26 protein-coding genes are annotated in these 24,025 nt (G+C 63.8%); 15 read left to right on the forward strand and 11 right to left on the reverse strand.

Going from position 1 to position 24,025, the window contains the following annotated elements:
* Positions 1–85: 85 nt before the first annotated feature.
* Positions 86–718, reverse strand: a complete 633-nt coding sequence (locus PVU19_RS03425) for a nucleotidyl cyclase domain-containing protein (RefSeq protein ID WP_050663693.1) — start codon at positions 716–718, stop codon at positions 86–88.
* A 37-nt stretch (positions 719–755) separates the two neighbouring features.
* Positions 756–1,625, reverse strand: coding sequence for a tRNA 2-thiocytidine(32) synthetase TtcA (gene ttcA, locus PVU19_RS03430; RefSeq protein WP_050663692.1), 870 nt, complete (start codon positions 1,623–1,625; stop codon positions 756–758).
* A gap of 204 nt (positions 1,626–1,829) precedes the next feature.
* Here ttcA and PVU19_RS03435 point away from each other — a divergent pair, with 204 nt between their 5' ends.
* Together PVU19_RS03435 and PVU19_RS03440 are read left to right on the forward strand one after the other, a co-directional pair.
* A complete protein-coding gene (locus PVU19_RS03435) occupies positions 1,830–2,414 on the forward strand; it encodes a hypothetical protein (protein ID WP_050663691.1) in 585 nt (194 codons plus the stop codon).
* Entirely contained in the window at positions 2,411–3,172 is a 762-nt protein-coding gene (locus tag PVU19_RS03440; protein WP_200901873.1) for a hypothetical protein, read from the forward strand. The genes PVU19_RS03435 and PVU19_RS03440 overlap by 4 nt, the downstream gene beginning before the upstream one ends.
* Before the next feature lie 310 nt (positions 3,173–3,482).
* On the opposite strand, the gene PVU19_RS03445 is transcribed toward PVU19_RS03440, so the two are convergent.
* Positions 3,483–4,049, reverse strand: coding sequence for a TlpA family protein disulfide reductase (locus tag PVU19_RS03445; RefSeq protein WP_050663690.1), 567 nt, complete (start codon positions 4,047–4,049; stop codon positions 3,483–3,485).
* Between the two features lie 24 nt (positions 4,050–4,073).
* On the opposite strand from PVU19_RS03445, the gene argH reads away from it, so the two are divergent.
* From argH to PVU19_RS03470, 5 genes are read left to right on the forward strand one after another with little or no spacing between them, the layout of a single operon-like run.
* The gene (argH, locus tag PVU19_RS03450; RefSeq protein WP_050663689.1) at positions 4,074–5,465 is read left to right on the forward strand and encodes an argininosuccinate lyase; all 1,392 of its coding nucleotides are present in this window, start codon (positions 4,074–4,076) and stop codon (positions 5,463–5,465) included.
* A complete protein-coding gene (locus tag PVU19_RS03455) occupies positions 5,462–5,644 on the forward strand; it encodes a hypothetical protein (protein WP_050663688.1) in 183 nt (60 codons plus the stop codon). Before argH ends, PVU19_RS03455 begins: the two co-directional genes overlap by 4 nt.
* On the forward strand, positions 5,641–5,949 hold the full coding sequence (locus PVU19_RS03460; protein WP_050663687.1) for a DUF2834 domain-containing protein: 309 nt from the start codon (positions 5,641–5,643) through the stop codon (positions 5,947–5,949). The genes PVU19_RS03455 and PVU19_RS03460 overlap by 4 nt, the downstream gene beginning before the upstream one ends.
* A gap of 49 nt (positions 5,950–5,998) precedes the next feature.
* Positions 5,999–7,264 carry a diaminopimelate decarboxylase gene (gene lysA / locus PVU19_RS03465; RefSeq protein WP_050663686.1) on the forward strand — a complete coding sequence of 422 codons (1,266 nt, stop codon included), beginning with the start codon at positions 5,999–6,001 and terminating at the stop codon, positions 7,262–7,264.
* 37 nt (positions 7,265–7,301) lie between these two features.
* A complete protein-coding gene (locus PVU19_RS03470) occupies positions 7,302–9,920 on the forward strand; it encodes a TIGR02302 family protein (RefSeq protein WP_050663685.1) in 2,619 nt (872 codons plus the stop codon).
* 346 nt (positions 9,921–10,266) lie between these two features.
* Here PVU19_RS03470 and PVU19_RS03475 read toward each other — a convergent pair whose 3' ends face one another.
* Together PVU19_RS03475 and PVU19_RS03480 are read right to left on the reverse strand one after the other, a co-directional pair.
* Positions 10,267–11,205, reverse strand: a complete 939-nt coding sequence (locus tag PVU19_RS03475) for an ABC transporter substrate-binding protein (RefSeq protein WP_160316367.1) — start codon at positions 11,203–11,205, stop codon at positions 10,267–10,269.
* Positions 11,206–11,672: 467 nt separating this feature from the next.
* Positions 11,673–12,611 (reverse strand): zinc-ribbon domain-containing protein, encoded by a 939-nt coding sequence (locus PVU19_RS03480; protein ID WP_082237686.1) that lies wholly within the window; start codon positions 12,609–12,611, stop codon positions 11,673–11,675.
* 172 nt (positions 12,612–12,783) lie between these two features.
* Here PVU19_RS03480 and PVU19_RS03485 point away from each other — a divergent pair, with 172 nt between their 5' ends.
* From PVU19_RS03485 to PVU19_RS03495, 3 genes are read left to right on the forward strand one after another with little or no spacing between them, the layout of a single operon-like run.
* Complete coding sequence (locus PVU19_RS03485; RefSeq protein WP_050663184.1) at positions 12,784–13,461, forward strand: cell division ATP-binding protein FtsE; 678 nt, start codon at positions 12,784–12,786, stop codon at positions 13,459–13,461.
* On the forward strand, positions 13,458–14,363 hold the full coding sequence (locus tag PVU19_RS03490; RefSeq protein WP_050663145.1) for a cell division protein FtsX: 906 nt from the start codon (positions 13,458–13,460) through the stop codon (positions 14,361–14,363). The genes PVU19_RS03485 and PVU19_RS03490 overlap by 4 nt, the downstream gene beginning before the upstream one ends.
* Positions 14,360–15,100: a lysophospholipid acyltransferase family protein gene (locus tag PVU19_RS03495; RefSeq protein WP_152911648.1), complete on the forward strand. Its 741-nt coding sequence runs from the start codon at positions 14,360–14,362 to the stop codon at positions 15,098–15,100. Before PVU19_RS03490 ends, PVU19_RS03495 begins: the two co-directional genes overlap by 4 nt.
* A 67-nt stretch (positions 15,101–15,167) precedes the next feature.
* Here PVU19_RS03495 and PVU19_RS03500 read toward each other — a convergent pair whose 3' ends face one another.
* The 4 genes from PVU19_RS03500 to PVU19_RS03515 are packed head-to-tail and all read right to left on the reverse strand — an operon-like array spanning position 15,168 to position 17,819.
* A complete protein-coding gene (locus PVU19_RS03500; RefSeq protein ID WP_050663147.1) occupies positions 15,168–16,196 on the reverse strand; it encodes a MaoC family dehydratase in 1,029 nt (342 codons plus the stop codon).
* Between the two features lie 2 nt (positions 16,197–16,198).
* The gene (locus tag PVU19_RS03505) at positions 16,199–16,402 is read right to left on the reverse strand and encodes a DUF1737 domain-containing protein (protein ID WP_050663148.1); all 204 of its coding nucleotides are present in this window, start codon (positions 16,400–16,402) and stop codon (positions 16,199–16,201) included.
* 4 nt (positions 16,403–16,406) lie between these two features.
* Positions 16,407–16,952 (reverse strand): NnrU family protein, encoded by a 546-nt coding sequence (locus tag PVU19_RS03510; protein WP_050663149.1) that lies wholly within the window; start codon positions 16,950–16,952, stop codon positions 16,407–16,409.
* Between the two features lie 6 nt (positions 16,953–16,958).
* A complete protein-coding gene (locus PVU19_RS03515; RefSeq protein ID WP_050663150.1) occupies positions 16,959–17,819 on the reverse strand; it encodes an HpcH/HpaI aldolase/citrate lyase family protein in 861 nt (286 codons plus the stop codon).
* Positions 17,820–18,026: 207 nt separating this feature from the next.
* On the opposite strand from PVU19_RS03515, the gene PVU19_RS03520 reads away from it, so the two are divergent.
* Positions 18,027–18,332 carry a hypothetical protein gene (locus PVU19_RS03520; protein WP_050663151.1) on the forward strand — a complete coding sequence of 102 codons (306 nt, stop codon included), beginning with the start codon at positions 18,027–18,029 and terminating at the stop codon, positions 18,330–18,332.
* A 5-nt stretch (positions 18,333–18,337) separates the two neighbouring features.
* Here the strand turns inward: PVU19_RS03520 and PVU19_RS03525 are convergent, their stop codons facing one another.
* Positions 18,338–19,081: a sulfite exporter TauE/SafE family protein gene (locus PVU19_RS03525; RefSeq protein ID WP_050663152.1), complete on the reverse strand. Its 744-nt coding sequence runs from the start codon at positions 19,079–19,081 to the stop codon at positions 18,338–18,340.
* A gap of 156 nt (positions 19,082–19,237) precedes the next feature.
* Here PVU19_RS03525 and mdh point away from each other — a divergent pair, with 156 nt between their 5' ends.
* A complete protein-coding gene (gene mdh / locus PVU19_RS03530; protein ID WP_050663153.1) occupies positions 19,238–20,200 on the forward strand; it encodes a malate dehydrogenase in 963 nt (320 codons plus the stop codon).
* A gap of 77 nt (positions 20,201–20,277) precedes the next feature.
* On the opposite strand, the gene PVU19_RS03535 is transcribed toward mdh, so the two are convergent.
* Positions 20,278–20,796 (reverse strand): VPLPA-CTERM sorting domain-containing protein, encoded by a 519-nt coding sequence (locus PVU19_RS03535; protein WP_160316368.1) that lies wholly within the window; start codon positions 20,794–20,796, stop codon positions 20,278–20,280.
* Between the two features lie 655 nt (positions 20,797–21,451).
* Between PVU19_RS03535 and sucC the strand changes: the two genes are divergently transcribed.
* Genes sucC through sucD form a run of 3 tightly spaced genes read left to right on the forward strand, consistent with a single transcriptional unit; the run spans position 21,452 to position 24,019 of the window.
* Entirely contained in the window at positions 21,452–22,645 is a 1,194-nt protein-coding gene (gene sucC / locus PVU19_RS03540) for an ADP-forming succinate--CoA ligase subunit beta (RefSeq protein ID WP_050663155.1), read from the forward strand.
* On the forward strand, positions 22,645–23,127 hold the full coding sequence (locus PVU19_RS03545) for a hypothetical protein (RefSeq protein ID WP_152911649.1): 483 nt from the start codon (positions 22,645–22,647) through the stop codon (positions 23,125–23,127). The genes sucC and PVU19_RS03545 overlap by 1 nt, the downstream gene beginning before the upstream one ends.
* A gap of 10 nt (positions 23,128–23,137) precedes the next feature.
* A complete protein-coding gene (gene sucD, locus PVU19_RS03550; protein ID WP_050663157.1) occupies positions 23,138–24,019 on the forward strand; it encodes a succinate--CoA ligase subunit alpha in 882 nt (293 codons plus the stop codon).
* The last annotated feature ends 6 nt before the right edge of the window (positions 24,020–24,025 follow it).

Genomic DNA, 24,025 nt, shown 5'->3' on the forward strand with positions numbered 1-24,025 from the left:
CCAAAGGTCAAGCGGATTCCGTTGTTTTGCAGGCGGGCGCGGGGATTCGTCGCCTCAGCGCGCCGGGGCCGTTTGCGTCGCCAACCTAGCGCCGGGGGGATGGTCCGGGGTCATGCAGAAGCAGGGCAGAGGGGCCGCGACGCACTGCCTCGTCCAGCGTCACCATGAGGCCGTCGAGCAGCGCCGTGCCGGATCGGGCGCATCCTGCCGGGGCAAGGCAAAGGGCCAGTGACGCGGTCGGATGCAGCGGGGCATCACCGGTAAAAATCTGTTCTTCGACAATGGCTTGAAGCCGCCGACCAAGCCTGACAAGCGCCGGATCGTCAAGCCCCGGCACCGCGGCGAGCAGGACGGCGATCTCGCCGGTGTGCAGATCGAAAATCCGGTCTTCGGGGCGCAACGACTGGCGCAGGCGGGTCAGGGTCAGCGCGGTCACCTGCGCAGGCGCGATCCGCAGCAGGAGGCAGGCGAAACCCTGGCCTGTTTTCCGGGACGTCTCCAGGTCCCGGTCCAGCGCGCCGCGCAACTCCGTGGCGGCATCGCCGGTGTCCCGCCGATCCTGCCAGAGCGGGATACAGGCGAGAAACGCAAAGGGTACAGCAAAGACCAGCGCCTGCACCCCGAACCACGACAGGGCCAGCGCCACGGCCAGCAGAAAGACGCAGGCCGCAGGCAGATACGCCCGGATCATCCCATATTTACCAAACAGTTGCGCCATCTTTCCCCTCGTTGGGGCGCAGCATGGCATCCAAAGGTTAACGAAGCTTGGGCAAGCCTTCGGGATTTCCGTCGGATTTTAGCGGCTCCGTGCTCAGTCCCGCGAAATCGAACAGCTTCGGGTCGAGCAGATGCGAGGGCCGCGCGTTCATCAGCGCGCGGAACATCACCTGACGGCGACCCGGCGAATTGGCCTCCCACCCGTCGAGGATCGCCTTCACCTGCTGGCGCTGCAACCCGTCTTGGCTTCCGCACAGATCGCAGGGAATGATCGGATAATTCATCGCCCGCGCAAACCGCTCGCAATCGGTCTCGGCGACATGGGCGAGGGGGCGGTAGAGAAACAGATCGCCCTCCTCGTTCACCAGCTTGGGCGGCATCGTCGCCAGCCGCCCGCCGTGAAAGAGGTTCATGAAGAAGGTCTCGAGAATATCGTCGCGGTGATGGCCGAGCACGACCGCCGTGCAGCCCTCCTCGCGCGCGATACGGTAGAGATTTCCGCGCCGCAAACGGGAACAGAGCGCGCAATAGGTGCGGCCCTGCGGCACCTTGTCCATGACGATGGAATAGGTGTCCTGATACTCGATCCGGTGCGGCACGCCGCGCTCTTTCAGGAACTCGGGCAGCACCGTGGCGGGAAACCCCGGCTGACCCTGATCGAGATTGCAGGCCAGCAACTCCACCGGCAACAGGCCGCGCCATTGCAGCTCATGCAGCACGGCGAGCAGCGTGTAACTGTCCTTGCCGCCCGACAGACAGACCAGCCATTTGCCCCCCGGCTCCACCATGCCGTACTGCTCCACCGCCTCGCGCGTCTGCCGCACGATGCGCTTGCGCAGCTTCTTGAACTCGGTGCTGGCGGGGGCACCGTGAAAGAGCGGATGGATATCGTCAGTCTCGTCAAGCATGGGCTGGCTTTAGGGGTTTTGCGGGAGGCAGGCAAGGGTTTGGGGCGGGGGTAAGAGGGTGGCTGGGTAAGGGTTGGGCGTGCGCTAACGGGTCGGATGCACGGTGCGCGCGCGCAAGTTTTCTTGTTCAGTAGCTTGCAAGCAAGCACGCGCCACTATAAATTGCGGACACCTGATGCCAGACAACTATATTGAGTAAGTGCCATGCAAACCAAACTGCATATCAACTTGACGCAAGGGATCATCGACGTAGAAGGTGATGTTGAGCTTGTTAAAGCTGTCTATGAAGACTTCAAGGACCGCATGGTTGGGCATGCTGCGCCGCCACCTCCGCCAGCAGAGAGCCCCGCCACACCTGCAGCAGACGCTGGGAATGGTGCCGCGCCAAAGTCAAAGAGACCTGCCCGCAAGCGAAAAAAGGCGAAGTTGAACGACAACGAGGAAAGCATCATTAATCCCGATGCTCCAAAGCTTGATAAGAGCTTAGACACATCTAAGCTGGGCGCTTATTTTGGTGAATACAAAGTTGGAAATCATCCTGAGCGAGTGCTGATCTTCTTAAAATTCTTGATTGAAGAGTTGGGGATTGAAAATCCTAACACCGACCAAGTTTACACTTGCTATCAGGCTGTAAACGAAAGAATCCCCAAGGTGTTCTCACAAGCGTTTCGCGATGCGAGCGGTCGCAAGTTTGGATACATCGATTACAACTCGCCGACGGACGTTCCGATTACGACGGTCGGTGACAACTATTTCAAGTTTGACTTGAAGAGGAAAGGCGCTGAATGACGGACACGGTCAATCGCTTCTATAACTCGATTGAGAACGCGAGTGGCCAATCGCAGGGATCACTTATCGAACTGTTCGTCTATTTCCTGACAGTCGAGATCGGTCAGGATTCAGCTACCGCAAAAGAAGTTGATCAGTGTTTCACAGATTGCGATTTGACGCCGCCAAAGGCGACAGCTTCCCGGCTATCTGAGGGCTTAAAGACTAAGCCACAGAAGTTTGTTAAATTGGATAACGGGTACAAGCTGCAGCGCCATATGCGCGAAGCGTTATCCAAGCAGCTTGGCGGCGAAACGATGACCTCGCAGACTAGCGCCACGTTGCGCTCATTAGAGCACAAGATGCCTCCAGGGAGAGCAAGAGAGTTTTTGTCGGAGACACTTGATTGTTTCGAGGTCAGTGCGAACCGGGCAACGATCGTGATGGCTTGGATATTGGCCATAAACCATCTTTGCGACTACATCTTTACAAACAAACTTGCCGAGTTCAATGCGGAGCTCGCCAAGAACACTGATAAGCGCGTGAAGGTCAAAATCATCATGCAGCGCGATGATTTCAGCGATATCCCCGAAGTCAAGTTCATAGAGTTATGCCGGAGTGCTAAGATCGTCTCAAATGATGTGCGTAAAATCTTGGACCAAAAGCTTGGTACTAGGAACTCATGCGCGCATCCGTCCGGTGTTCGGATTAACCGCACAAAGGCTATCGATTTCGTTGAGGACTTGGTTGAGAATGTGGTGCTTAAATTCACGATTTGAACGCCAGCCAAGCTGGTTGAGAGCGTATAAGGCCTACGAGTTTAGGTCTATAGTCAAGAAGGGTTTGCGTCTAATAGTGGTGCAGAATACCGATGAATGACAAACAAATAATTGTCTATCATCAAGTTTCGCCCATCTGTATGTGCGACTCAATCAATTGGCACAAAATCAATTTTTATGGCGGCGTATGAGAGCGTACTGCTTCACGCTCCGGGTCATCATTTCCTCTACCGATCGAAATCGGTCATGGCATTGGAGAAATGACCGGCAGTCAGGTTTGGGATAGCGGTGCGACTAAACTCGACCATCTTCAACTCCCCCCACCCCCATCAACCAAAGCCGCGATAATCGCCATCGCGCTCTCACTGTCCCAATGGGCATCCCCTTGCAGGCGGGCGATCTCATCGCCTTCCGGGTCGAGGATCACCGTGATGGGCAGGCCGAAGACGCCCATCTGACGCGCGAGCGCGCTTTTGGGGTCGCGGTGGAGCGGCAGGTTGTCCACCCCGATCTCGTCAAAGAACGCCTTCATCGCCGGGGGCGGGTTGCGGCCCGTGGCGATGGTGACGACGGCGAACGCCTCGCCGCCCATCTGCTCTTGCAGGTTCGACAGCATCGGCATCTCTTTCCTGCAGGGCGCGCACCATGTGGCCCAGAAATTGAGCACGATATGCTTGCCGCGGTAGTCGGCGAGCGTGGCGGTGGAGCCGTCTTCACGCTCGAATTCCACCTGCGGGGCCGGTTTGGGCGTGGAATGGAACATGAGCTTCTTCATGTCCCCCTCGCGCAGCGCCTCGAGTGCCGTGGTATCGGCCACTGCGGCGTTTGCACCGAGGGCGAGGGCCATATAAAGGACGATCTGACGAATGGTTTTCATAAATCCCTCCGAAGGGCAAAAGACATGACTGACACGACCTCGAACCAGATGTGGGGCGGCCGCTTTGCCGCCGGGCCGGATGCGATCATGGAGGCAATTAATGCCTCGATCACCTTCGACAAGCGGATGGCGGCGCAGGATATCGCCGGGTCGCGTGCCCATGCCGCCATGCTGGCCGCCACGGGTATCGTCAGTGATAGTGATGCCGAGGCCATGAGGGAAGGGCTGATCACGGTCTTGTCAGAGATCGAGGGCGGGGATTTCACCTTTTCCGCTGCCCTCGAAGACATTCACATGAATGTCGAGGCGCGGTTGAAGGAGATCGTGGGCCCCGCTGCCGGACGGCTGCACACGGGCCGCTCGCGCAACGATCAGGTGGCCACCGATTTCCGCCTCTGGGTGCGCGATCAACTGGACGCCGCCGATGGCGCGCTGGTGGCGCTGATGCGCGCGCTGGTCGCGCAGGCCGAGGCCGGGGCGGATTGGGTGATGCCCGGTTTCACCCACCTTCAGACCGCGCAGCCGGTCACCTGGGGTCATCACATGATGGCCTATGTCGAGATGTTCGGGCGCGACCTGAGCCGGGTGCGCGATGCCCGCGCGCGGATGAACGAATGCCCTCTGGGCGCGGCGGCGCTGGCCGGAACGTCCTTTCCGATTGACCGCGAGATGACGGCGCAGGCGTTGGGCTTTGACCGCCCCTGCGCCAATTCCCTCGATGCCGTCAGCGACCGCGATTTCGCGCTGGAGTTTCTCGGCACGGCCAGCATCTGCGCCATGCATCTCAGCCGCTTTGCCGAGGAACTGGTGATCTGGTCCTCCGCACAGTTCCGCTTTGTCGCTCTGTCGGACCGGTTTTCCACCGGGTCGAGCATCATGCCGCAGAAGAAGAACCCCGATGCGGCGGAGCTTATCCGCGCCAAGGTGGGGCGGATTTTCGGGGCCAACGTGGCGCTGATGATGGTGATGAAGGGCCTGCCGCTGGCCTATTCCAAGGACATGCAGGAGGACAAGGAACAGGTCTTCGATGCCGCCGACAACCTGATGCTGGCGCTCGCGGCGATGGAAGGCATGGTGCGCGATATGGCCGCCCAAAAGGCCAATCTGGAGGCCGCCGCCGGGTCGGGCTTCTCGACCGCGACGGACTTGGCCGATTGGCTGGTCCGGGTGCTCGACATGCCGTTCCGCGAGGCGCATCATGTTACCGGCAGCCTCGTGGCCCGCGCCGAGGCGAAGGGCTGTGACCTGCCGGACCTCAGCCTTGACGAGATGCAGCAAGTGCATGGCGAAATCGACGCGTCGGTCTATGATGTGCTGGGCGTGCATAATTCGGTGGCCTCAAGGACGAGCTATGGCGGCACCGCCCCCGAACAGGTGCGCGCGCAGGTGGCACGGTGGAAGGAGCGTCTGGGATGACAAGAGCGGTTCTGACAGGGCTGGCGCTGATCGCGCTTGCAGGCTGCGGCGCGGATGGCGATCCGGTGCGCCCCTCGGTCAACACCACGGTGAGCGCGGGCACCGGTGGTGTGCATACCAGCGTCAGCACCGGGGTGCGCGTGGGCGGCGTGAATGTCGGCGTCGGTGTCGGCCTATGAGATGGGTCTTTGCCGCACTGGCGCTCTGGGGCGCGGTGCATCCGATGTACTGGTTCATGTCCTACATGGCTGCGAACGACTGGAGTCTCGCGGCGCTGATCGACGCTTGGTATGTCAATGACAGTACGACCGGGCTGACGTGGGACCTGACCATCGCCGCCGTGGCGCTCACCGTCTGGGTGCTGGTCGAGGCGGTGCGGCACCGCCACTGGGCCGGACTTATTGCGATTCCTGCGACCTTCTGCATCGGGGTAAGCTGCGGCTTGCCGCTTTACCTATTCCTGCGCATGTCGCGAGAGGTGTAAGGGCCGGATTTGAGTATTTTGGGCAAGATGAAGCGGGGCGGGACAGCGCGTGGATCATTTTCTCTATCGTGACGGCGTACTGCATGCCGAGGATGTGCCGCTGGCGGAGATCGCCCGCGCGGTGGGCACGCCGTTCTATTGCTATTCCACCGCGACCCTGACGCGGCATTTCCGGCTGTTCGACGAGGCGCTCGACGGGATGGAGCATCTGGTGTGCTATGCCATGAAGGCAGCGAGCAATCAGGCGATCCTGCGCACCCTGGCGGGGCTTGGCGCGGGGATGGATGTGGTCTCGGGCGGCGAATATATGCGCGCCCGTGCGGCGGGCGTGCCGGGTGAGCGGATCGTCTTTTCCGGCGTCGGCAAGACCCGGGACGAGATGCGTCTGGCGCTTGAAGGCGGCATCCGTCAGTTCAACGTCGAGAGCGAGCCCGAGATGCGCGCGCTGAGCGAGGTGGCGGCAAGCCTCGGTGTCGTGGCCCCGATCACCGTGCGGGTCAATCCGGATGTGGACGCGAAAACCCACGCCAAGATCGCCACCGGCAAGAGCGAGAACAAGTTCGGCATCCCGATTTCGCGCGCGAGTGCGGTTTATGCCGAGGCCGCCGCCCTCCCGGGGCTGGAGGTGATCGGCATCGACGTACATATCGGCAGCCAACTGACCGAGTTGGAGCCGTTTCGTCAAGCCTATCAGAAGGTGGCCGATCTGACCGAGGAGTTGCGCGCCGAGGGGCATGACATTCGCCGTCTCGATCTCGGGGGCGGTTTGGGCATTCCCTACACCCGCTCGAACGAGGCGCCGCCGCTGCCCACTGAGTATGGTGCGCTGATTCGCGAGACATTGGGTCATCTGGGCTGCGAGATCGAGATCGAGCCGGGGCGGCTGGTGGCCGGGAATGCCGGAATTCTGGTCAGCGAGGTGATCTATGTGAAAGAGGGTGAGGGCCGCGATTTCCTGATCCTCGATGCGGCGATGAACGATCTGATCCGCCCGGCCATGTATGACGCCCATCACGATATCGTTCCCGTGGTGGAACCGGCCCCGGGCGTCGAGCAAACCCCCTATGACGTGGTCGGCCCGGTCTGCGAATCGGGCGACACCTTTGCGCGCGGCCGCATGCTGCCGCCCTTGGCCGAGGGCGAGTTGGTGGCGTTCCGCAGTGCCGGGGCCTATGGTGCGGTGATGTCGAGCGAATACAATACCCGCCCCCTGATCCCCGAGGTTCTGGTCAATGGGCGTGAATTTGCCGTGATCCGGGCGCGCCCGACCTTTGACGAAATGATAAATCGCGATACCATCCCTGAATGGCTATGACGCGATGCGCGCGTCGGGCCGAGGAGAGGCGCGGCCCATGGCGAAGACGCGAAACCCCCTGAACGACGTGACGGCGCGACTGCGGCGGCCCTTGCTGCTGACCTGGGCCGGGCTGATCGCCGAGCGGCTGGTGCGCGCCTTCTGGCCGGTCTGGAGCCTGTTGGCGGGGGCTGCGGCGCTGGTCATGCTGGGCGTTCAGGACATGGTGAGCGTCGAGGCGGTGTGGACCGGGCTGATGCTGGGCGGCCTTGCGCTGGTGGTCTTCGCGCTACGCGGTGCGTCGCGCTTCCGCTTCCCGACCCGGTCCGAGGCGCTGGCCCGCCTCGATGCGACATTGCCGGGGCGACCCTTGGCGGCATTGGCCGATACGCAGGCCGTGGGCGCGCAGGACGTCGGGTCACAGGCGCTCTGGCGCGCGCATCAGGATCGGATGGCGGCCCGCGCGGCGCAGGCGAAGGCGGTCGAGCCTGATCTGCGCCTGTCGCGGCAGGATCCGTTCGGGCTGCGCTACGTGGCGCTTCTGGGCCTGGTGGTGGCGCTGCTCTTCGGCTCTGTCTGGCGTGCGGGCTCGGTGGCCGAGATGGTGCCGGGTGCCGGTCGCGGCGCCGCGCTCGCCTCTGGCCCGACATGGGAGGGCTGGATCGAACCGCCCGCCTATACCGGCTTGCCGAGCCTATATCTGGCCGATCAGTCAGGTGTGATCGAGGTGCCCGAGGGCAGTGAAATTACCCTGCGATTTTATGGCGAGGTCGGCGCGCTCAGCCTGAGCGAAACGGTATCGGGCCGCGCCGGTGACGTGCCGCCTGCGACCGGGACGGAACAGGAATTCAGCATCGCGCAGGATGGCGAGATGCGCATCGACGGCCCCGGTGGCCGCAGCTGGCAGGTCGAGGCGATCGCCGACACAGCGCCGCGCGTGGCCGTGCTGGAGAGCGAGGCCAAGACCGCCTTTGACGGGCAGATGAGCCAGCCGTTTGAGGCACGCGACGATTACGGCGTCGTGGCCGGGGGCGCTGTCTTTGAGTTGGACATGGACCGCATCGACCGGCGTTATGGTCTGAGCGCCGAGCCGGAGCCGCGCGAGGCGATCCGGCTCGATCTGCCGATGCCACTGGCGGGGGATCGCAGCGAATTCACCGAGACGCTGATCGAGAACCTGTCAGAACACCCTTGGGCGCATTTGCCGGTGACGCTGCGGCTGCGGGTCGAGGATGCGGCGGGGCAGGAGGGGCTCTCGGAGCCCGTCGAGATGAAGCTGCCCGCGCGCCGGTTTTTCAACCCGATGGCGGCGGCGGTGATCGAACAGCGGCGTGATCTTTTGTGGTCGCGCGACAATGCAGCCCGCGTGGCGCAAGTGCTGCGCGCGGTCTCCTACCAGCCGCGCGAGGGGCTGTTCCGGTCGGAAAAGGCCTATCTACGGCTGCGGGTGATCCTGCGGCAATTGGAGGCGGGGATCGACAGCGACGGGCTTAACGGCAATGAGCGCGACGAGATCGCGCAGGCGCTGTGGGATCTGGGCGTGCTCTTGGAAGATGGCGATGTGGGCGACGCATTGGAGCGGATGCGCGCCGCGCAGGAACGGCTGAGCGAGGCGATGAAGAACGATGCCAGCGAAGAGGAGATCGCCCGGCTGATGCAGGAATTGCGCGACGCCACGCAGGATTACCTGCGCCAGAAGATGCAGCAGGCGCAGCGCGAGGACCCCGAGAACAGCGGCGATCAGCAGAGCGCCGAGAACATGATGCAGATGAACCAGCAGGATCTGCAGGACATGATGGACCGTATTCAGGAACTGATGGAACAGGGCCGCTTTGCCGAGGCGCAGCAGGCGCTGGAAGAATTTCAGCAGATGATGGAGAACATGCAGGTCACCCAAGGCCAGGGCCAGCAGGGCCAGTCGCCGGGGCAACAGGCGATGGAGGGGCTGGCCGAGACGCTGCGCGAACAGCAGGGCCTGTCGGATCAGGCGTTCCGCGACCTGCAGGAACAGTTCAACCCCGGCGCGCAATCCGGCCAGTCGCAGGGCAACGAGGGCCAGAGCGGCGGCGAGGGCCGGGGCCAGAGCCATGACGGGCAGCCGGGCCAAGGCGGTCAGGGCGGCCAGCAGCAGGGCCAGGGCGGCGAAGGTCAGGAGCGCGCCGAGGACGGTCAGGGCGGGCAGGGGGCCGAAGGCGAATTGGCCGACCGGCAAGAGGCGCTGCGCCGCGAACTGGAGCGCCAACGGCAGGGCCTGCCGGGCTTGGGTGGCGAGGCCGGAGAGGCCGCGCGCGAGGCGCTGGAACAGGCCGAACGCTCGATGCAACGGGCCGAAGAAGCCCTGCGCAACGACGATCTGGCCGGGGCCATCGACGATCAGGCCGACGCCATGGAGGCGCTGCGCGAGGGCATGCGCAACATGGGCGAGGCGATGGCGGAACAGCAGAATCCGGGCGGGCAGGGCCAACAGGACGGCCCGCCGGGACAGGCGCAGGCCGACCCGCTGGGCCGCGAGGCCGGTCAAGGGCGGCGCGCGGGCACACAGGACAACCTGTTGCAGGGCGAGGATGTCTATCGCCGGGCCCGCGATCTGCTCGATGAAATCCGGCGGCGCTCGGGCGAGGGCGACCGGCCCGACGTGGAACTCGACTACCTCGAACGCTTGCTGGACCGGTTCTGATTCGGGTGGGAAGGCCTTTGCAAAAGGCCTTCGCCCGTGGCTGATGGTGCTTTGAAGTGGTCAGAGAGGGGCGCTTGGTTTGTTGGTCTTGGGCTGCCCTTCAGGTGAAGCCCAATGCGCGGAATCAAGGTGCCGCAGGCACCGCCGCGCAGCGCCCGACCGCCCCCTCGGGCGGGCGCTTTTGCAACGTATCAAGCCATTGAAAACGCGGGAGTGTTTGGCTGGCATAAAGTGCGGTCCACCGAGGTTGCTGCGCCCACCCGGCGGTCGGGCCCCGCGCGGCTCATCTCTGAAACCGCCAAGGTCCGCTCCAGGCCAAAACCACCCCGTCAGACCACCAGCGACCCTACTGCGCCAGCGCCGCATCCACCACCGGCTGCCATGTCTCCTCATTGGCGGCGCGCCACTCGGCGGCAACCTCGGCCACCGGGCGGCCCTCCTGCTCGACGGCGACCATCAGCGCCTCCTGCGTCGCGGTGTCGATCTGGAAATCCTCCAGCATGTACCACGCGGCGGGCCATTTGATCTTTGTCCCCTTGATCACCGTCTTCACTGCCTCGAGCGAGGGAATGCCGCAATCGCCGGGCAGGTCCGGGTTCGGGCCCCAGCTTGGGGTCTCGTAACAGGCGGCCTCTGCCGTGGGCAGGGTGACAAAGCGCAGATCCTGCGCTGCCACCGCCCAATGCGGACGCCAGAACATCACCAGCGCCGGATCGCCCGATGCGCTGGCCTCGGTCAGGGTCTGCGACAGGTCAGCCTCGGACGCGGCGGGGCGCACCTCGAAGGGCAGGCCCATGGCCTCGATGATCCCGGCGGCAGGGCCTTCCCACTCTTCGGGATAATCCACCACCGCGAGACCCGACAGGGCGGCGCAATCGCGCAGTGCCTCCCACGCGGGCAGGCCGGGGCAGGTCGCGTCCATATGCGCGGGATAGGCGAGGCCCTCCGACAGGGTCACACCCAACTCGCCCATCTCCTGCAAGTCGCCGTCGAGGATCATGTCGCGGTAATTGCCCGGTGCGCGGGCCTCCCAGACCTCGACATTGACGTCGATGCGGCCCTGCCGCATGTCGCTGAAGACACGCATCTGATCGGCCTCGACATACTCGACCGTGTATCCCATGGCGCCGAGCACCTCACCGGCCACATGTGCGGAAATCTGTGCGCCGGTTTCGGGCAGAAGCGCCAGTCGGATCGCCGTGTCGGTATCGCCGAGATCGGCGGCATGGGTCGCGGCGGGCAGAGTCAGGCCGATCAAGGCCATGGCGCGGATTTTGGATTGCATTTCAAGCTCCTGGTACAATTTTCGGGCGCGTGGCCCGCATGGGTCAAACGGTCGGACCGGAAAGCAGGGTGCTAAAAAGCGTTTGCGAGTAATGTGAAGGCACTTTCCGAGTCGGGCGCACGATAGCATGCGCGTCAGACAGTGCACCTGTTTTCGTAAAGGGAGGGCGAATTCAGGCAGGGGGGTGGTTTTGGCCTGAGGCGGACATTGGAGCGAGCCGCGCATCGACGGGCCGCGGTGGGGCGATCCAACGCCTGTTCGGCAGACCTTTATCTCTGCCAAGCCAGGAAAACATACATGTGATGCGCAGGTTGCAACCAAACCGCCGTGCCGTCGGGGCGGCCCGTCGATGCGCGGCGGCCTGACGGCCGCGTATCGCGCGGGTGCTTTGATCCAACGGAAACAACAGCCCAAAATACCCGCCATCCGCCCGCCCCATGCACGACATCTGACATCGGCTGCGCGGGTCAGTTCGCCGGGCCACCGATCTGCGCGATGACGCGCGACACGAGATCGTTGAGCTGCGTGCGCGCCGCGTTCACCGCCTCGACATATTGCGCCAGCGGGGCCTCGGCAGCGGGGATCATCTGCGCAATGCTGGATGCCGTCAGGTAGACGATGGTGGCCAGCACGAAGGTGATCACCGCCAGCCGGAAGCCCGACCGAAAGCCGCTGCGCCGGCTGGACATCGGCACCTCTTCGGGCAGCGCCGCCGCTGCCACCGTGTCGCCGCGCTCCCCGCTCGAGGTCAGCGACGAGTTGATCTCTTCGATATCGGGCAGCAGATTGCGCCGCGAGGACGGGTCGATATCGTCGTCGGGGCTTTCGTTGACCTGCTGTTCGGAGGGCGCGGGCGGGGGCGTCTCGCCGCCGCCGCGCAGACGTTCCATCCGGGCGCGGGCCTGACGGCTGCGCTCATCTTCGGATATGCCGGGATCGGAAAGACCCAGATCGGGCTGGGTCTCAAGCCCGCCCGCCCCCTCGGCGGCACGGGCGGCACGCTCGCGCTCGGCCTCTTCGCGCAGGATGTCCGACACGTTCGGATCGAGCCTGCGCTGCGCGGGCGGTTCTTCGGGCGCGGCCTCGGCTGCAGGCTCCGCCACGGGTTCGGGCATTGGCTCCGCCACCGGTTCGGGCACCCGGTCAGCCACCGGTTCGGGCACCGGTTCGAGCATTGGCTCCGCCACCGGTTCTGGCGCAGGGTCCGGGTCTGCCTCGGGGGTGGCGGTCTCAGGCGGGACGGCGTACTCGTCCGGCTGCTCCTCGGCCTCGGCGGGGGCATGGTCGGGGTGATGCTGGAACCAGGTATCGCCGCAATTGGAGCATTGCACATCACGCCCCGAGGTCGGGATTACCGCCTCCGGCACCTCGTATTGCGCCCCGCAATTCGGGCAAGTCAGCCTCATGGTGCCACCTGTCGCCTGTTCCGTGTCGCCGTTCTCCGGCCCCCTGTCCTCAATCAAAAGCATAAGCGGTTCTTTGCCTTGGGAAAAGAGCAAAGCGAATCACGCGCTCGATCATTGCACATGTGTGGCCTCTGGGGCATTTAGAGAAGATATGCGTATTGAGGGGCAGCCCGTGATCGAGCTGGAAGATGTGGCCTACAACTATGGCGGGGGCGAGTTGCTCAGCGAGGTGTCGCTGTCGCTCAGCCCCGGGTCGTTCCATTTCCTGACCGGGCCGTCGGGGGCGGGCAAGACCACGCTCCTGAAGCTGTGTTACGGCGCGCTGGTGCCCACGTCGGGGCAGTTGCGCCTGTTTGGCCAGAACCGGCGCGAGATGGGGCGCGACGATATCGCCACGGTGCGGCGGCGCGTCGGCGTGGTGCATCAGGATTGCCAGTTTCTCGATCACCTCAGCGTCGAGGACAACATCGCCCTGCCGCTCAGCGTGTCGGGGCGTGACCTGCTGGCCGAGGGGGCCAATCTCAAGGAACTGATCGGCTGGGTCGGCCTGCGCGAGCGCGCCAAGGCGCGGCCGCCGGAACTGTCGGGCGGCGAGCGGCAGCGCGCGGCGCTGGCGCGCGCGGTGATCATGTCGCCCGACGTGATCCTCGCCGATGAGCCCACCGGCAATGTCGACTGGGAGATGTCGCAACGCCTGCTGCGCCTGCTGATCGAGCTTAACCTCATGGGCAAGACGATCCTCATCGCGACCCATGATCTGGCCCTGATCCGGGCCGCCAAGGCCCATGTGCAGGCGCGGGTCCTGCGCATCGCGGCGCGGCGGCTGCAACTGGCGGGGGCGGATCTGTGAAGCTGGATATCAAGGCCCTTGGCGACCTGCTGATCGGGGATGCGCAGGCGGACCGGGTGGTGCCGCCCACCGGGTTCACCGCATGGCTCACGCTGTTCAGTGCGGGGGCGATGGCGTTCCTCGCGGTGTTTGCGCTGGCGTTGTCGCTGGCGACGGGGCGTCTGGCCGAACGCTGGGGGGACGAGCTGGCGCGCACCGCGACGGTGCGCATTTCCGCCCCCGAGGCACAGATGGCGGCGCAGACCGCCGCCGCGCTGCGCGTGCTTGAGACGACGACCGGCGTGGCCCGTGCCCGCGCGCTCGATGATGCCGAGCAGGCCGCCCTGCTGGAGCCGTGGTTCGGCCCGGACCTGCCGATCGACCAACTGCCAGTGCCCCGCCTGATCGAGGTGATCGAGACCGCCGACGGGGTCGATGCCGAGGGCCTGCGCCTGCGCCTGCAGGCCGAGGTGCCGGGCGCGGTGCTCGACGATCACACCCGCTGGCGCGCGCCGCTGGTGCGCGCCGCTGACCGTCTGCGCCTTCTGGGCTGGCTGTCGCTGCTGCTGATCGGCGGCGCGACGGCGGCGATGATCACGCTGGCGGCCAACGCCGCCCTTGCCGCCAATGCGCAGGTCATACAGGTGCTGCGCCTTGTGGGCGCGCGTGACAGCTATATCGCGCGGGCTTTCGTGCGGCGCTTCACGCTCCGGGCCCTCGGTGGGGCGGCCATCGGCATGGCGCTGGGCTGTCTCGCCATTCTCGCCCTGCCAAGCGCCGATGCGGCGGGCGGCTTTCTGACCGGGCTCGGATTTCAGGGCTGGCACTGGCTCTGGCCGCCGTTGGTGCCGGTTCTGGCCGCTCTGGTCGCGTTCTTCGCGACCCGTGCTGCGGCGCGCAAGACGCTGGAGGAGATGCCGTGATGCAGGCGGTTCAATGGCTGCGGTCGCTGGTTTTCGTGGTGTTCATCTACGCGATGATGCCGGTTCTGGGGCTGCTCTACCTGCCCTGGGCGCTGCTCAGCCGCAAGGGCGCGCTGGCCGCCTGCCATGCCTGGTGCCGCGTGGTGCGCTGGGCGGCGCGCTGGATGGTAGGCCTGCGCACCGAGGTGCGCGGCACGCCGCCCGAGGACGAGGTGCTGATCGTCGCCAAACACCAGAGTTTCCTCGACATCATCCTGATCTACGGGTCGGTCCCGGCGGGCAAGTTCATCATGAAGCGCGAATTGATGTATGCCCCGGTGATCGGGCAATACGCGCTGCGCATCGGCTGCGTGCCGGTGGACCGGGGCAAGCGCAGCGCCGCCATCAAGCAGATGGTCGCCGATGTCGGCAAGGGGCGGCTGGAGCCCGGGCAGTTGATCATCTACCCGCAGGGCACCCGCATCGCGCCGGGGGTCAAGGCCCCCTACAAGGTGGGCTCGGGCGTGCTCTATCACGAATTGGGTCAGGATTGCGTGCCGGTGGCCACCAATGTCGGCGTGTTCTGGCCGCGCAAGGGCATCTTGCGCAAGCCGGGCCTCGCGGTGGTGGAATTCCTGCCGCGCATCGAAGCCGGTCTGGGCAAGGAGGCGTTCATGGAACGGCTCGAAGACGAGATCGAGACCGCCTCCAACCGGCTCATGCGCGAGGCCGGGTTCGACCCGGAAAAGGCGGCCTGAGCGGCGGCCTTCGGCCTTGTTCCGCGCAGGTGCTTCAATCAATGCCCGCTCCAGGCCGAAACCCGCCTCACACCGGCATCAGCACCCAGTAATCCAGATCGAGCAGCACATGCGGCAGATACTTGCCGTCCTCGCCCTTGAGCGTGAACGCCTCGCCGCCCTTGGTCGCCACCAGTCGCAGGCGCAGCGCGCCGACGCCCGGCGCATCCACCTCGGCGCGGTCCAACACCTCTGACCATGCGCGCACGGTGTCGCCCGCGAAACAGGGGTTAGCGTGAGACCCGGCATTGATCGCCCCAATCATCTGCGCATTGGCCAGTCCGTTGAACGACAGCGCCCGCGCCATCGAGATCACGTGCCCGCCATAGATCAGCCGCTTGCCATCGGCGCGCGGCGTCGCGTCGAAATGCGTCTTCGAGGTGTTCTGCCACAGCCGCGTCGCCATCATGTGCTCGGCTTCCTCGATGGTCACGCCGTCGACATGGTCGATCCGCTCGCCCACCTCGTAATCGCCCACCCGGTGCGGCTCGCCGGCCAGTCCGAAATCGTAATGGCTGAAATCGAGCCCTGCGGGGATGACCAGATCGCTCGGGTCCACCACCGCCGCCGTCTGCGGCACCACCGCCTCGGGTGCGGGCGCATCGAGATTGTTCTTGCGCACCATCATCCAGCGCACGAATTCCATCACCGGCAGGTCATGCTGGTTGAACCCCGTGGTGCGCACATAGACCACCCCGGTCTTGCCGGACGAGTTCTGCTTGAGCCCGATCACCTCGGATTCGCTGCGCAGCGTGTCGCCGGGATAGACCGGGCGCAGCCAGCGCGCCTCGGCATAACCCAGATTGGCCACGGCATTGAGCGAGATATCCGGCACCGACTTGCCGAACACGATGTGAAACGCCGCCATGTCGTCGATCGGGCTGTCGGGCAACCCGCTCGCGCGGGCGAACTCGTTCGAGGAATAGAGCGCGTGCCGCGCCGGATAAAGCGCATGATAAAGCGCGCGTTCACCCCCCGACACGCTGCGCGGCACCGCGTGGCGGATCACCTGCCCGACCTCGTAATCCTCGAAAAACCGCCCCGGATTGGTCTTCATCGTCACTGCTCTCCCAGCTTCATCCCGGGCGCATAGTCGCCCGCCTTCTCCTTCACCACGGCCTGCCCGCAGCGCATCACGCCATTGGCCCCGTCAAAGGCATAGGTCGGATCGCCATATAGCTCCCAGCCCGCGTTCAGCGCCGCCGTCACCTTGTGGCAAAACTCCGACGTGTCGTCGGCAGAGAGAAAACGATAAAGTTTCATAGGTTTACCCCGGGAACGGCCAGACACCCAGCCAGTTGTGGATGAGGGTGATGACAAGGAACATCACCACCGTGATGACAACGAGGATCACGTCCTTCTTGGCCTCGCCCGGCTGCGGGCGGTCCCATTCCTCCGAGAGGTTGATCACCACCACTTCCAGCACCGCCCAGGCCAGCAGCCCGCCGAACAGCACCAATGACGCCAGATCGCCATTGACCAGCAAATGCGCCACCGCCCAGATCTTGACGGCGGTCAGCTGCGGATGCCGCATCGCGCCGCGCAGCCGCCCCTTGGTGGCACTCATGCCGTAAACGAACACGGCGGCCAGCATCATCAGGTTGTTGAGATGCACTGTCCATGCGGGCGGGAACCAGACATTGAAGACCTCCGCCTGCCGGTAGCCATAGATCATCAGCACCAGACCGGCCAGAATGCCCACCGCCGCCAGCCCCTTGCCAGCATTGCCCATCCGGGCGCGCAGGTCGGGGGCCACCCGTTTGAAGAGATGCGCCGCGACCCAGAGGATCAGACCGAGGATGAGGTACGTCATTGGTTGCTACTCCGCTGCCATGTCTCGTATCGCCTGCGCGCGGGCAAGGATGCGCTGTGCCGCGACGACATGCAGATTCTCCACGATCTGCCCGTCGACCACCGCGATGCCCTGCCCCGAGGCCCGGCTTTCTTCATAGGCGGCTATCTGGCGTTCGGCTAGCTCTAACTCGGAATTGTTGGGGGCGAATGCGGTGTTGGCGATCTCGATTTGCGCGGGGTGAATCAGCGTCTTGCCGTCAAATCCCAGATCACGCCCCTGTTCGCATTCCGCCTTGAGCCCGTCACCATCGCGGAACCGGTTGTAGACGCCATCCACCGCCACGATCCGCGCCGCGCGCGCCGCCATCACGATGCGTTGCAGCGCCGTCATCAGCGGCAGGCGGTCGGCCCGCACCCGACAGCCCAGATCCTTGGTCAGGTCATTGGTGCCCGCGACCAGCCCGGTCACCTGACGATGCGCGGCGATATCGCGCGCGTTGAACACGCAGGCGGGCGTTTCCATCATCGTCCAGACCGGCAGATTGGCACCGATCACCTCGGAAAGGTTGTCGATATCCGAGGGGTTGTTGACCTTGGGCAGCAGGATCGCATCGGCGCCCGCATCGCGCAGCGCGCGGGCATCCTCCAGCCCCCATTCCGTGGTCAGCGCGTTGATCCGCACGATCTTGGCCCGCTTGCCATAGCCGCCCTGCCGCAACGCCTCGACCAGCGTGGCGCGCGCCTCCGCCTTGGCATCGGGGGCGACGGCATCCTCCAGATCAAAGATGATCGCGTCGGTCGGCAACTCGCGCGCCTTCTCCAGCGCCCGCTCCTTGGAGCCGGGGATATAGAGCACCGAACGATAGGGATGCGCGTTGCTGTCCATGGGTCTGCCCTCTCTTGGATTCTGTTGCTTGTAATTTTCTTGCGCAGGAATGGCACTTTTCGGAGGAAACGTTCAAGCCTTTTCTCGCCGCGACGCAGCATCGCGCGCCTGTCCCCGGCTTTGCCCGCCGCGTTAACCGCGTGTTCACCTTTCCTTGGTCACTCTCGTTCCCGGACGGCAGGGACAGATCGCAGAAAGGATGAGACGATGCTGAGACGACTGATCCCGGGCCTTGCCACGCTTGCCCTGATCGCGGGCGGCGCGCAGGCGCAACCCGGCAACTGCGCCCCGCGCGAGGTTGTGGTCGACCGCCTCGCCACCGCTTACGGCGAAACCCGGCAGTCCATGGGCCTCGGTGCGCAGGGCGCGGTGATGGAGGTGTTCGCCTCGCAAACCTCCGGCAGTTGGACGATCACCGTGACTTTGCCCGACGGGCTGACCTGTCTCATCGCCAGCGGTCGGGCGTTCGAGGCGATGGCCGCCCCGCTGCCCAAACCCGGCAGCGACGCCTGAGCGCGTCACAACCCATCCAGAATGAGCTTGGACCCGGTCACCGTCAGCAACACATAAGTAATGCCGAAAAACGCCCGCTCCGGCACGATCCGGTGCGCGCGCACCCCGATCCACGCCCCGAGTAGCGCAAAGGGTGCCAGCGCCAGGTCGATCAGCAGGGTCTGCGCGCTAAACAGGCCCAGCACCGCATAGGGCACCGCCTTGGCGATATTCAGCACGAAGAACAGGATCACCGTGGTCGCCTGATAGCGCGTCTTGTCGATCCCGCGCGACAGCAGGTAGACGGCGGCGGGCGGCCCGCCCGCATGGCTCACGAAACTGGTAAATCCCGCGACCATCCCCGCCAGCATCCCGGCCCATCCCGGCAAGGCGCGGCGCGCGCCCCGGATCACGCCGCTTCGCACCAGCACCTGCCAGAGCACGAACCCGATCGCGATCCCCCCGATCAGCAGGCGCAACAGATCGGCATCCGCCACCCGGTAGAACACCACGCCCAGCGCCACGCCCGGCAGCCCCCCGAGGATCAGGAACCACGCCTCCTCGCGCCCCCATTGCCGCCAATAGGGCCGCAGGGTGGCCACGTCGATCAGCATCAGCAGTGGTAACATGATCCCCAAGGCCATCCCCGGCTCCACGAAAAGCGCCAGAATCGCCGCCCCCGCAAACGCCGCGCCAGAGCCGAATCCACCCTTGGACACACCTGCGAAGAGCGCCGCCAGCACCCCGATTGCAAACACGTCCCAGCCCATGGACCTCCCCTAAATCCAGCGATTTTCTGCACTTTAGCGGCATGCGCGCGCATACAACAGCCCGGCCCCCGCATTTGCCGCAGCGCAGCACCCTTGCATGAAGCCAAAAATCCGACTACGCCCAAGCGCAACTTTTCAACCGATGGAGACTATCCAATGGCCAGACCCAAGATTGCGCTGATCGGCGCCGGACAGATCGGCGGCACCCTCGCCCATCTCGCCGCGCTCAAGGAACTGGGCGATATCGTGCTTTTCGACATCGCCGAAGGCACCCCCGAGGGCAAGGCGCTCGACATCGCGGAATCCGGCCCTTCCGAAGGGTTCGACGCGGCCCTCAAGGGCACGCAGTCCTACGAGGATATCGCGGGCGCGGATGTCTGCATCGTCACCGCCGGTGTCCCGCGCAAGCCGGGCATGAGCCGCGATGACCTTCTGGGCATCAACCTCAAGGTCATGAAATCGGTGGGCGAGGGCATCGCCGCCAACGCGCCTGACGCCTTTGTCATCTGCATTACCAACCCGCTCGACGCGATGGTCTGGGCCCTGCAGAAATTCTCAGGCCTTCCCGCGAACAAGGTCTGCGGCATGGCCGGCGTGCTCGACTCTGCCCGCTTCCGCCACTTCCTCAGCGTCGAGTTCAACGTCTCGATGAAGGATGTCAGCGCCTTCGTTCTGGGCGGGCATGGCGATACGATGGTGCCCTGCGTGCGCTATTCCACCGTGGCGGGCATCCCGCTCCCGGACCTGATCAAGATGGGCTGGACCACGCAGGAAAAACTCGACGCGATCCTGCAGCGCACCCGTGACGGCGGTGCCGAAATCGTCGGCCTGCTCAAGACCGGCTCGGCCTTCTACGCCCCCGCCACCTCGGCGATCGAGATGGCAGAGGCCTATCTCAAGGATCAGAAACGCGTCCTGCCCTGTGCCGCCTGGTGCGATGGCGAACTGGGCGTGAAGGGCATGTATGTCGGCGTGCCCACCGTGATCGGCGCGGGCGGCATCGAGCGCATCGTCAACATCTCGCTCAACAAGGACGAGCAGGAGATGTTCGACAAATCCGTCGACGCCGTCAAAGGCCTCGTCTCGGCCTGCAAGGAAATCGACGGCTCGCTCGCCTGATCCGGCCTCGCTAAGATGGAAACGAAAAGGCCGCCCCGATCACTCGGGACGGCCTTTTTGCTGTACCTAGACAAATGTCAGGCTGCGCGCCGCCGCCGCCGCGCCAGTCCCAGCCCGCCGAGGGCGGTCAGAAGCAGGAGGCCTGCAGCAGGGACGGGCACCGCCGAGATCTGCACCGAGTCGATGTAGAATTCGTTGGTCGGGTTCTGATTCTGGGCTACAGGCAGGTACTGGAAGTTGAACACAGTGCCGGTCAGAACCGTGTCGAACAGTCCACCCGTGATCGTGGTATCCGTGCCATTTATCTTGACCGAGCCACCAAACAGCCCGTGACCTTCAGCGCGGAAGGTCACGCTTTCGAGATTGACCGAACTGCTGAAGGTCAAGGTCAACTCCTCGTATGATCCATCACCGGCATTAGCCGAGCCACCGATGGCTCCGACGTTGTCGTCGTTGGGAGGGTTGCACTGCCCCGAAGTCGTAACGATACTGCAAACGCCCAGACCGGCACCGCCGTCGAAATATGCCAGCGCGCTTCCTGCGTCGCTGCGCGACGCGCTGCCCACGACGCTGATACCGGTTGAGGTGTCGAGCACCCCGACCCCGGCCCCAACGCGGGTGTTCCAGTCTGCCTCGCCGCCGGACCGGGCTGTGTTTGTGGAATCTGTGAACCCTGCACCACCGGCTATATCAAAGAAACTAATCGTTCCCGCCGAACCTGCCGTTGCTGAGCAACAGCCCACCGACCGCAGTCTTAAACCTGAATGTCATGTCTTAATCTCCCCTAATCGTGGTTTTGCGACCCGAGTGTCACCAATTGTCGCCTTTCCTCGCCCCCACGAGGATGTTCGCCGACGCATTCACCCGATCAACAAAATGTGTACAAAGAAATTAACATGAATCAGCCGGATCTCTGTCTCAATTTTGTCAAACTTGCCAGAAACAGACTGTTTTTGCCTTGATTCGACCTCGATTCTGCGGCGTCGTGCAGTCTTGAGGTGCATACTGACTTTGGAAAACTACCTATTGGAAAGTAAATCTGTAACGGAATGCAAACAGCGCGCTCCGAAGAGCCTCGATTCGTTTCTGTTAGGATTTTAAGCACGGCTAATTTGTGATCACACGTTTTGGCCGCGTGATCACAAAATCCCTTTATGCACCCGAAATGGCCCGAAACCGCAAAAAAGCGTTTAAGGCGGGTGCCATTCTATGTCTATACCTGTCCTGATCGCAGCAAAACGGGACAGTTTCATGAATATCCATGAGTATCAGGCGAAGGCATTGCTTCGCTCCTACGGCGCCCCGGTGTCGGATGGCCGCGTGGTTCTGCGCGCCGAAGAGGCCAAGACGGCCGCGGGCGCGCTCGACGGACCGCTCTGGGTGGTAAAGGCGCAGATCCACGCCGGCGGGCGCGGAAAGGGCAAGTTCAAGGAGGCCGGCGCCGGTGACGCAGGCGGTGTGCGCCTCGCGAAATCCGTGGAAGAGGCCGCCGACGAGGCCAAGCGCATGCTTGGCCGCACCCTCGTGACCAAGCAGACCGGCGCGCCCGGCAAGCAGGTCAACCGCATCTATATCGAGGACGGCTCCGGCATCGAGACCGAAATGTATCTCGCCCTGCTGGTCGACCGCGTGACCTCCCGCGTCAGCTTCGTCGCCTCCACCGAGGGCGGCATGGATATCGAGGAGGTCGCCGCCTCCACGCCTGAAAAGATCCTCAGCTTCTCGGTTGACCCCGCCACCGGCTATCAACCGTTCCACGGCCGCCGCATCGCCTTCAACCTCGGCCTCACCGGTGCGCAGATCAAGCAATGCGTGGCGCTGATGGGCACGCTCTACAAGATGTTCATCGAAAAAGACATGGAGATGCTCGAGATCAACCCCCTGATCGTCACCGACAAGGGCGATCTGAAATGTCTCGACGCCAAGATGAGCTTTGACTCGAACGCCATGTATCGCCACTCGGATATCGCCGAGCTGCGCGACACCACCGAAGAGGATTCCAAGGAACTCGAAGCCTCGAAATACGACCTCAACTACATCGCGCTGGATGGCGAGATCGGCTGCATGGTCAACGGCGCGGGTCTGGCGATGGCCACCATGGACATCATCAAGCTCTACGGCGCAGAGCCTGCCAACTTCCTCGACGTGGGCGGCGGCGCGACCAAGGAAAAGGTCACCGAGGCGTTCAAGATCATCACCTCCGACCCGCAGGTCAAAGGCATCCTCGTCAACATATTCGGCGGCATCATGCGCTGCGACGTCATCGCCGAGGGTGTGATCGCTGCAGTGAAAGAGGTCGGTCTCAAGGTGCCGCTGGTGGTGCGTCTCGAAGGCACCAATGTCGAGAAGGGCAAGGAGATCATCTCCACCTCCGGCCTCGACGTGATCGCCGCCGACGACCTCAAGGACGGCGCCGAAAAGATCGTGAAAGCGGTTAAGGGCTGATGACGGTTTCTTCTGCTCGTCGCGCAGAAACACTAGCGTTTCGGCTTATCGCATTTGCCGAAACGCTGTTTCCCGATGACGAATCCCATTTGTTCGTTCTTGCAGACCAAGACATTGTCGATACGGCAATTCAGTTTGCAATCAATGCTCGTAGATTCCTGGCAGACTCCCACCCAGAGGCCTCAAGCATTGAGATTGAACTGATGGATAAGGAATACAAACCGACCTATCCGTTGGAAACCAACTTGCTTAGAGTTTTGCATGGGATCATCCATTCGCATTACCTCTATTCCGAATACATCGAGCAAGAGCATCCAACCTTCAAATCCGCTTCGGGTAAGCTCGTCAAAGGGCTCATGTTTGAAACTGACCGCTACCCGAGAAAGTGCGTACACTTGGCAAGTCTGGCACACACATACCTAAAGTACGGGAGCGCACGGGATTTAATCCTAGGCGGTCCGTTGAACCAAAAAGTATCATAGGAGCCAAAACATGGCAGTCCTCGTAGACGAAAATACAAAAGTCATCTGTCAGGGCCTCACCGGCTCGCAGGGCACATTCCACTCTGAACAGGCCATCGCCTATGGCACCAAGATGGTCGGCGGCGTCACCCCCGGCAAGGGCGGCGCGACGCATCTCGACCTGCCCGTCTTCAACTCGGTGCACGAAGCGCGCCACGAGACCGGGGCCAACGCCTCCGTCATCTACGTGCCCCCGCCCTTCGCCGCCGACAGTATCCTCGAAGCGATCGACGCCGAGATGGAACTCATTGTCTGCATCACCGAAGGCATCCCGGTCTTGGACATGATGCGCGTCAAGCGCGCGCTGGAGGGCTCCACCTCCAAGCTCATCGGCCCGAACTGCCCCGGCATCATCACCCCCGATGCCTGCAAGATCGGCATCATGCCCGGCCATATCCACAAGCGCGGCTCCTGCGGCGTGGTCTCGCGCTCCGGCACGCTGACCTACGAGGCGGTCAAGCAGACCACCGATGTGGGCCTCGGCCAATCCACCTGCGTCGGCATCGGCGGCGACCCGATCAAGGGCACCGAGCATATCGACGTGCTGGAATGGTTCCTCGCCGATGACGAGACGGAATCGATCATCATGATCGGCGAGATCGGCGGTTCCGCCGAAGAAGACGCCGCACAGTTCCTCGCCGACGAGAAAAAGCGCGGCCGCTGGAAACCCACCGCCGGTTTCATCGCGGGGCGCACCGCCCCCCCGGGCCGCCGCATGGGCCATGCCGGTGCCATCGTGGCGGGCGGCAAGGGCGGCGCCGACGACAAGATCGAGGCGATGAAAGCCGCCGGAATCGTCGTCGCCGACAGCCCTGCTGGCTTGGGCGAGGCCGTGCTCAAGGCGATCGGCTGATGCCAA

The organism is Roseovarius tolerans, from assembly GCF_028885395.1.
GTDB lineage: Bacteria > Pseudomonadota > Alphaproteobacteria > Rhodobacterales > Rhodobacteraceae > Roseovarius > Roseovarius tolerans.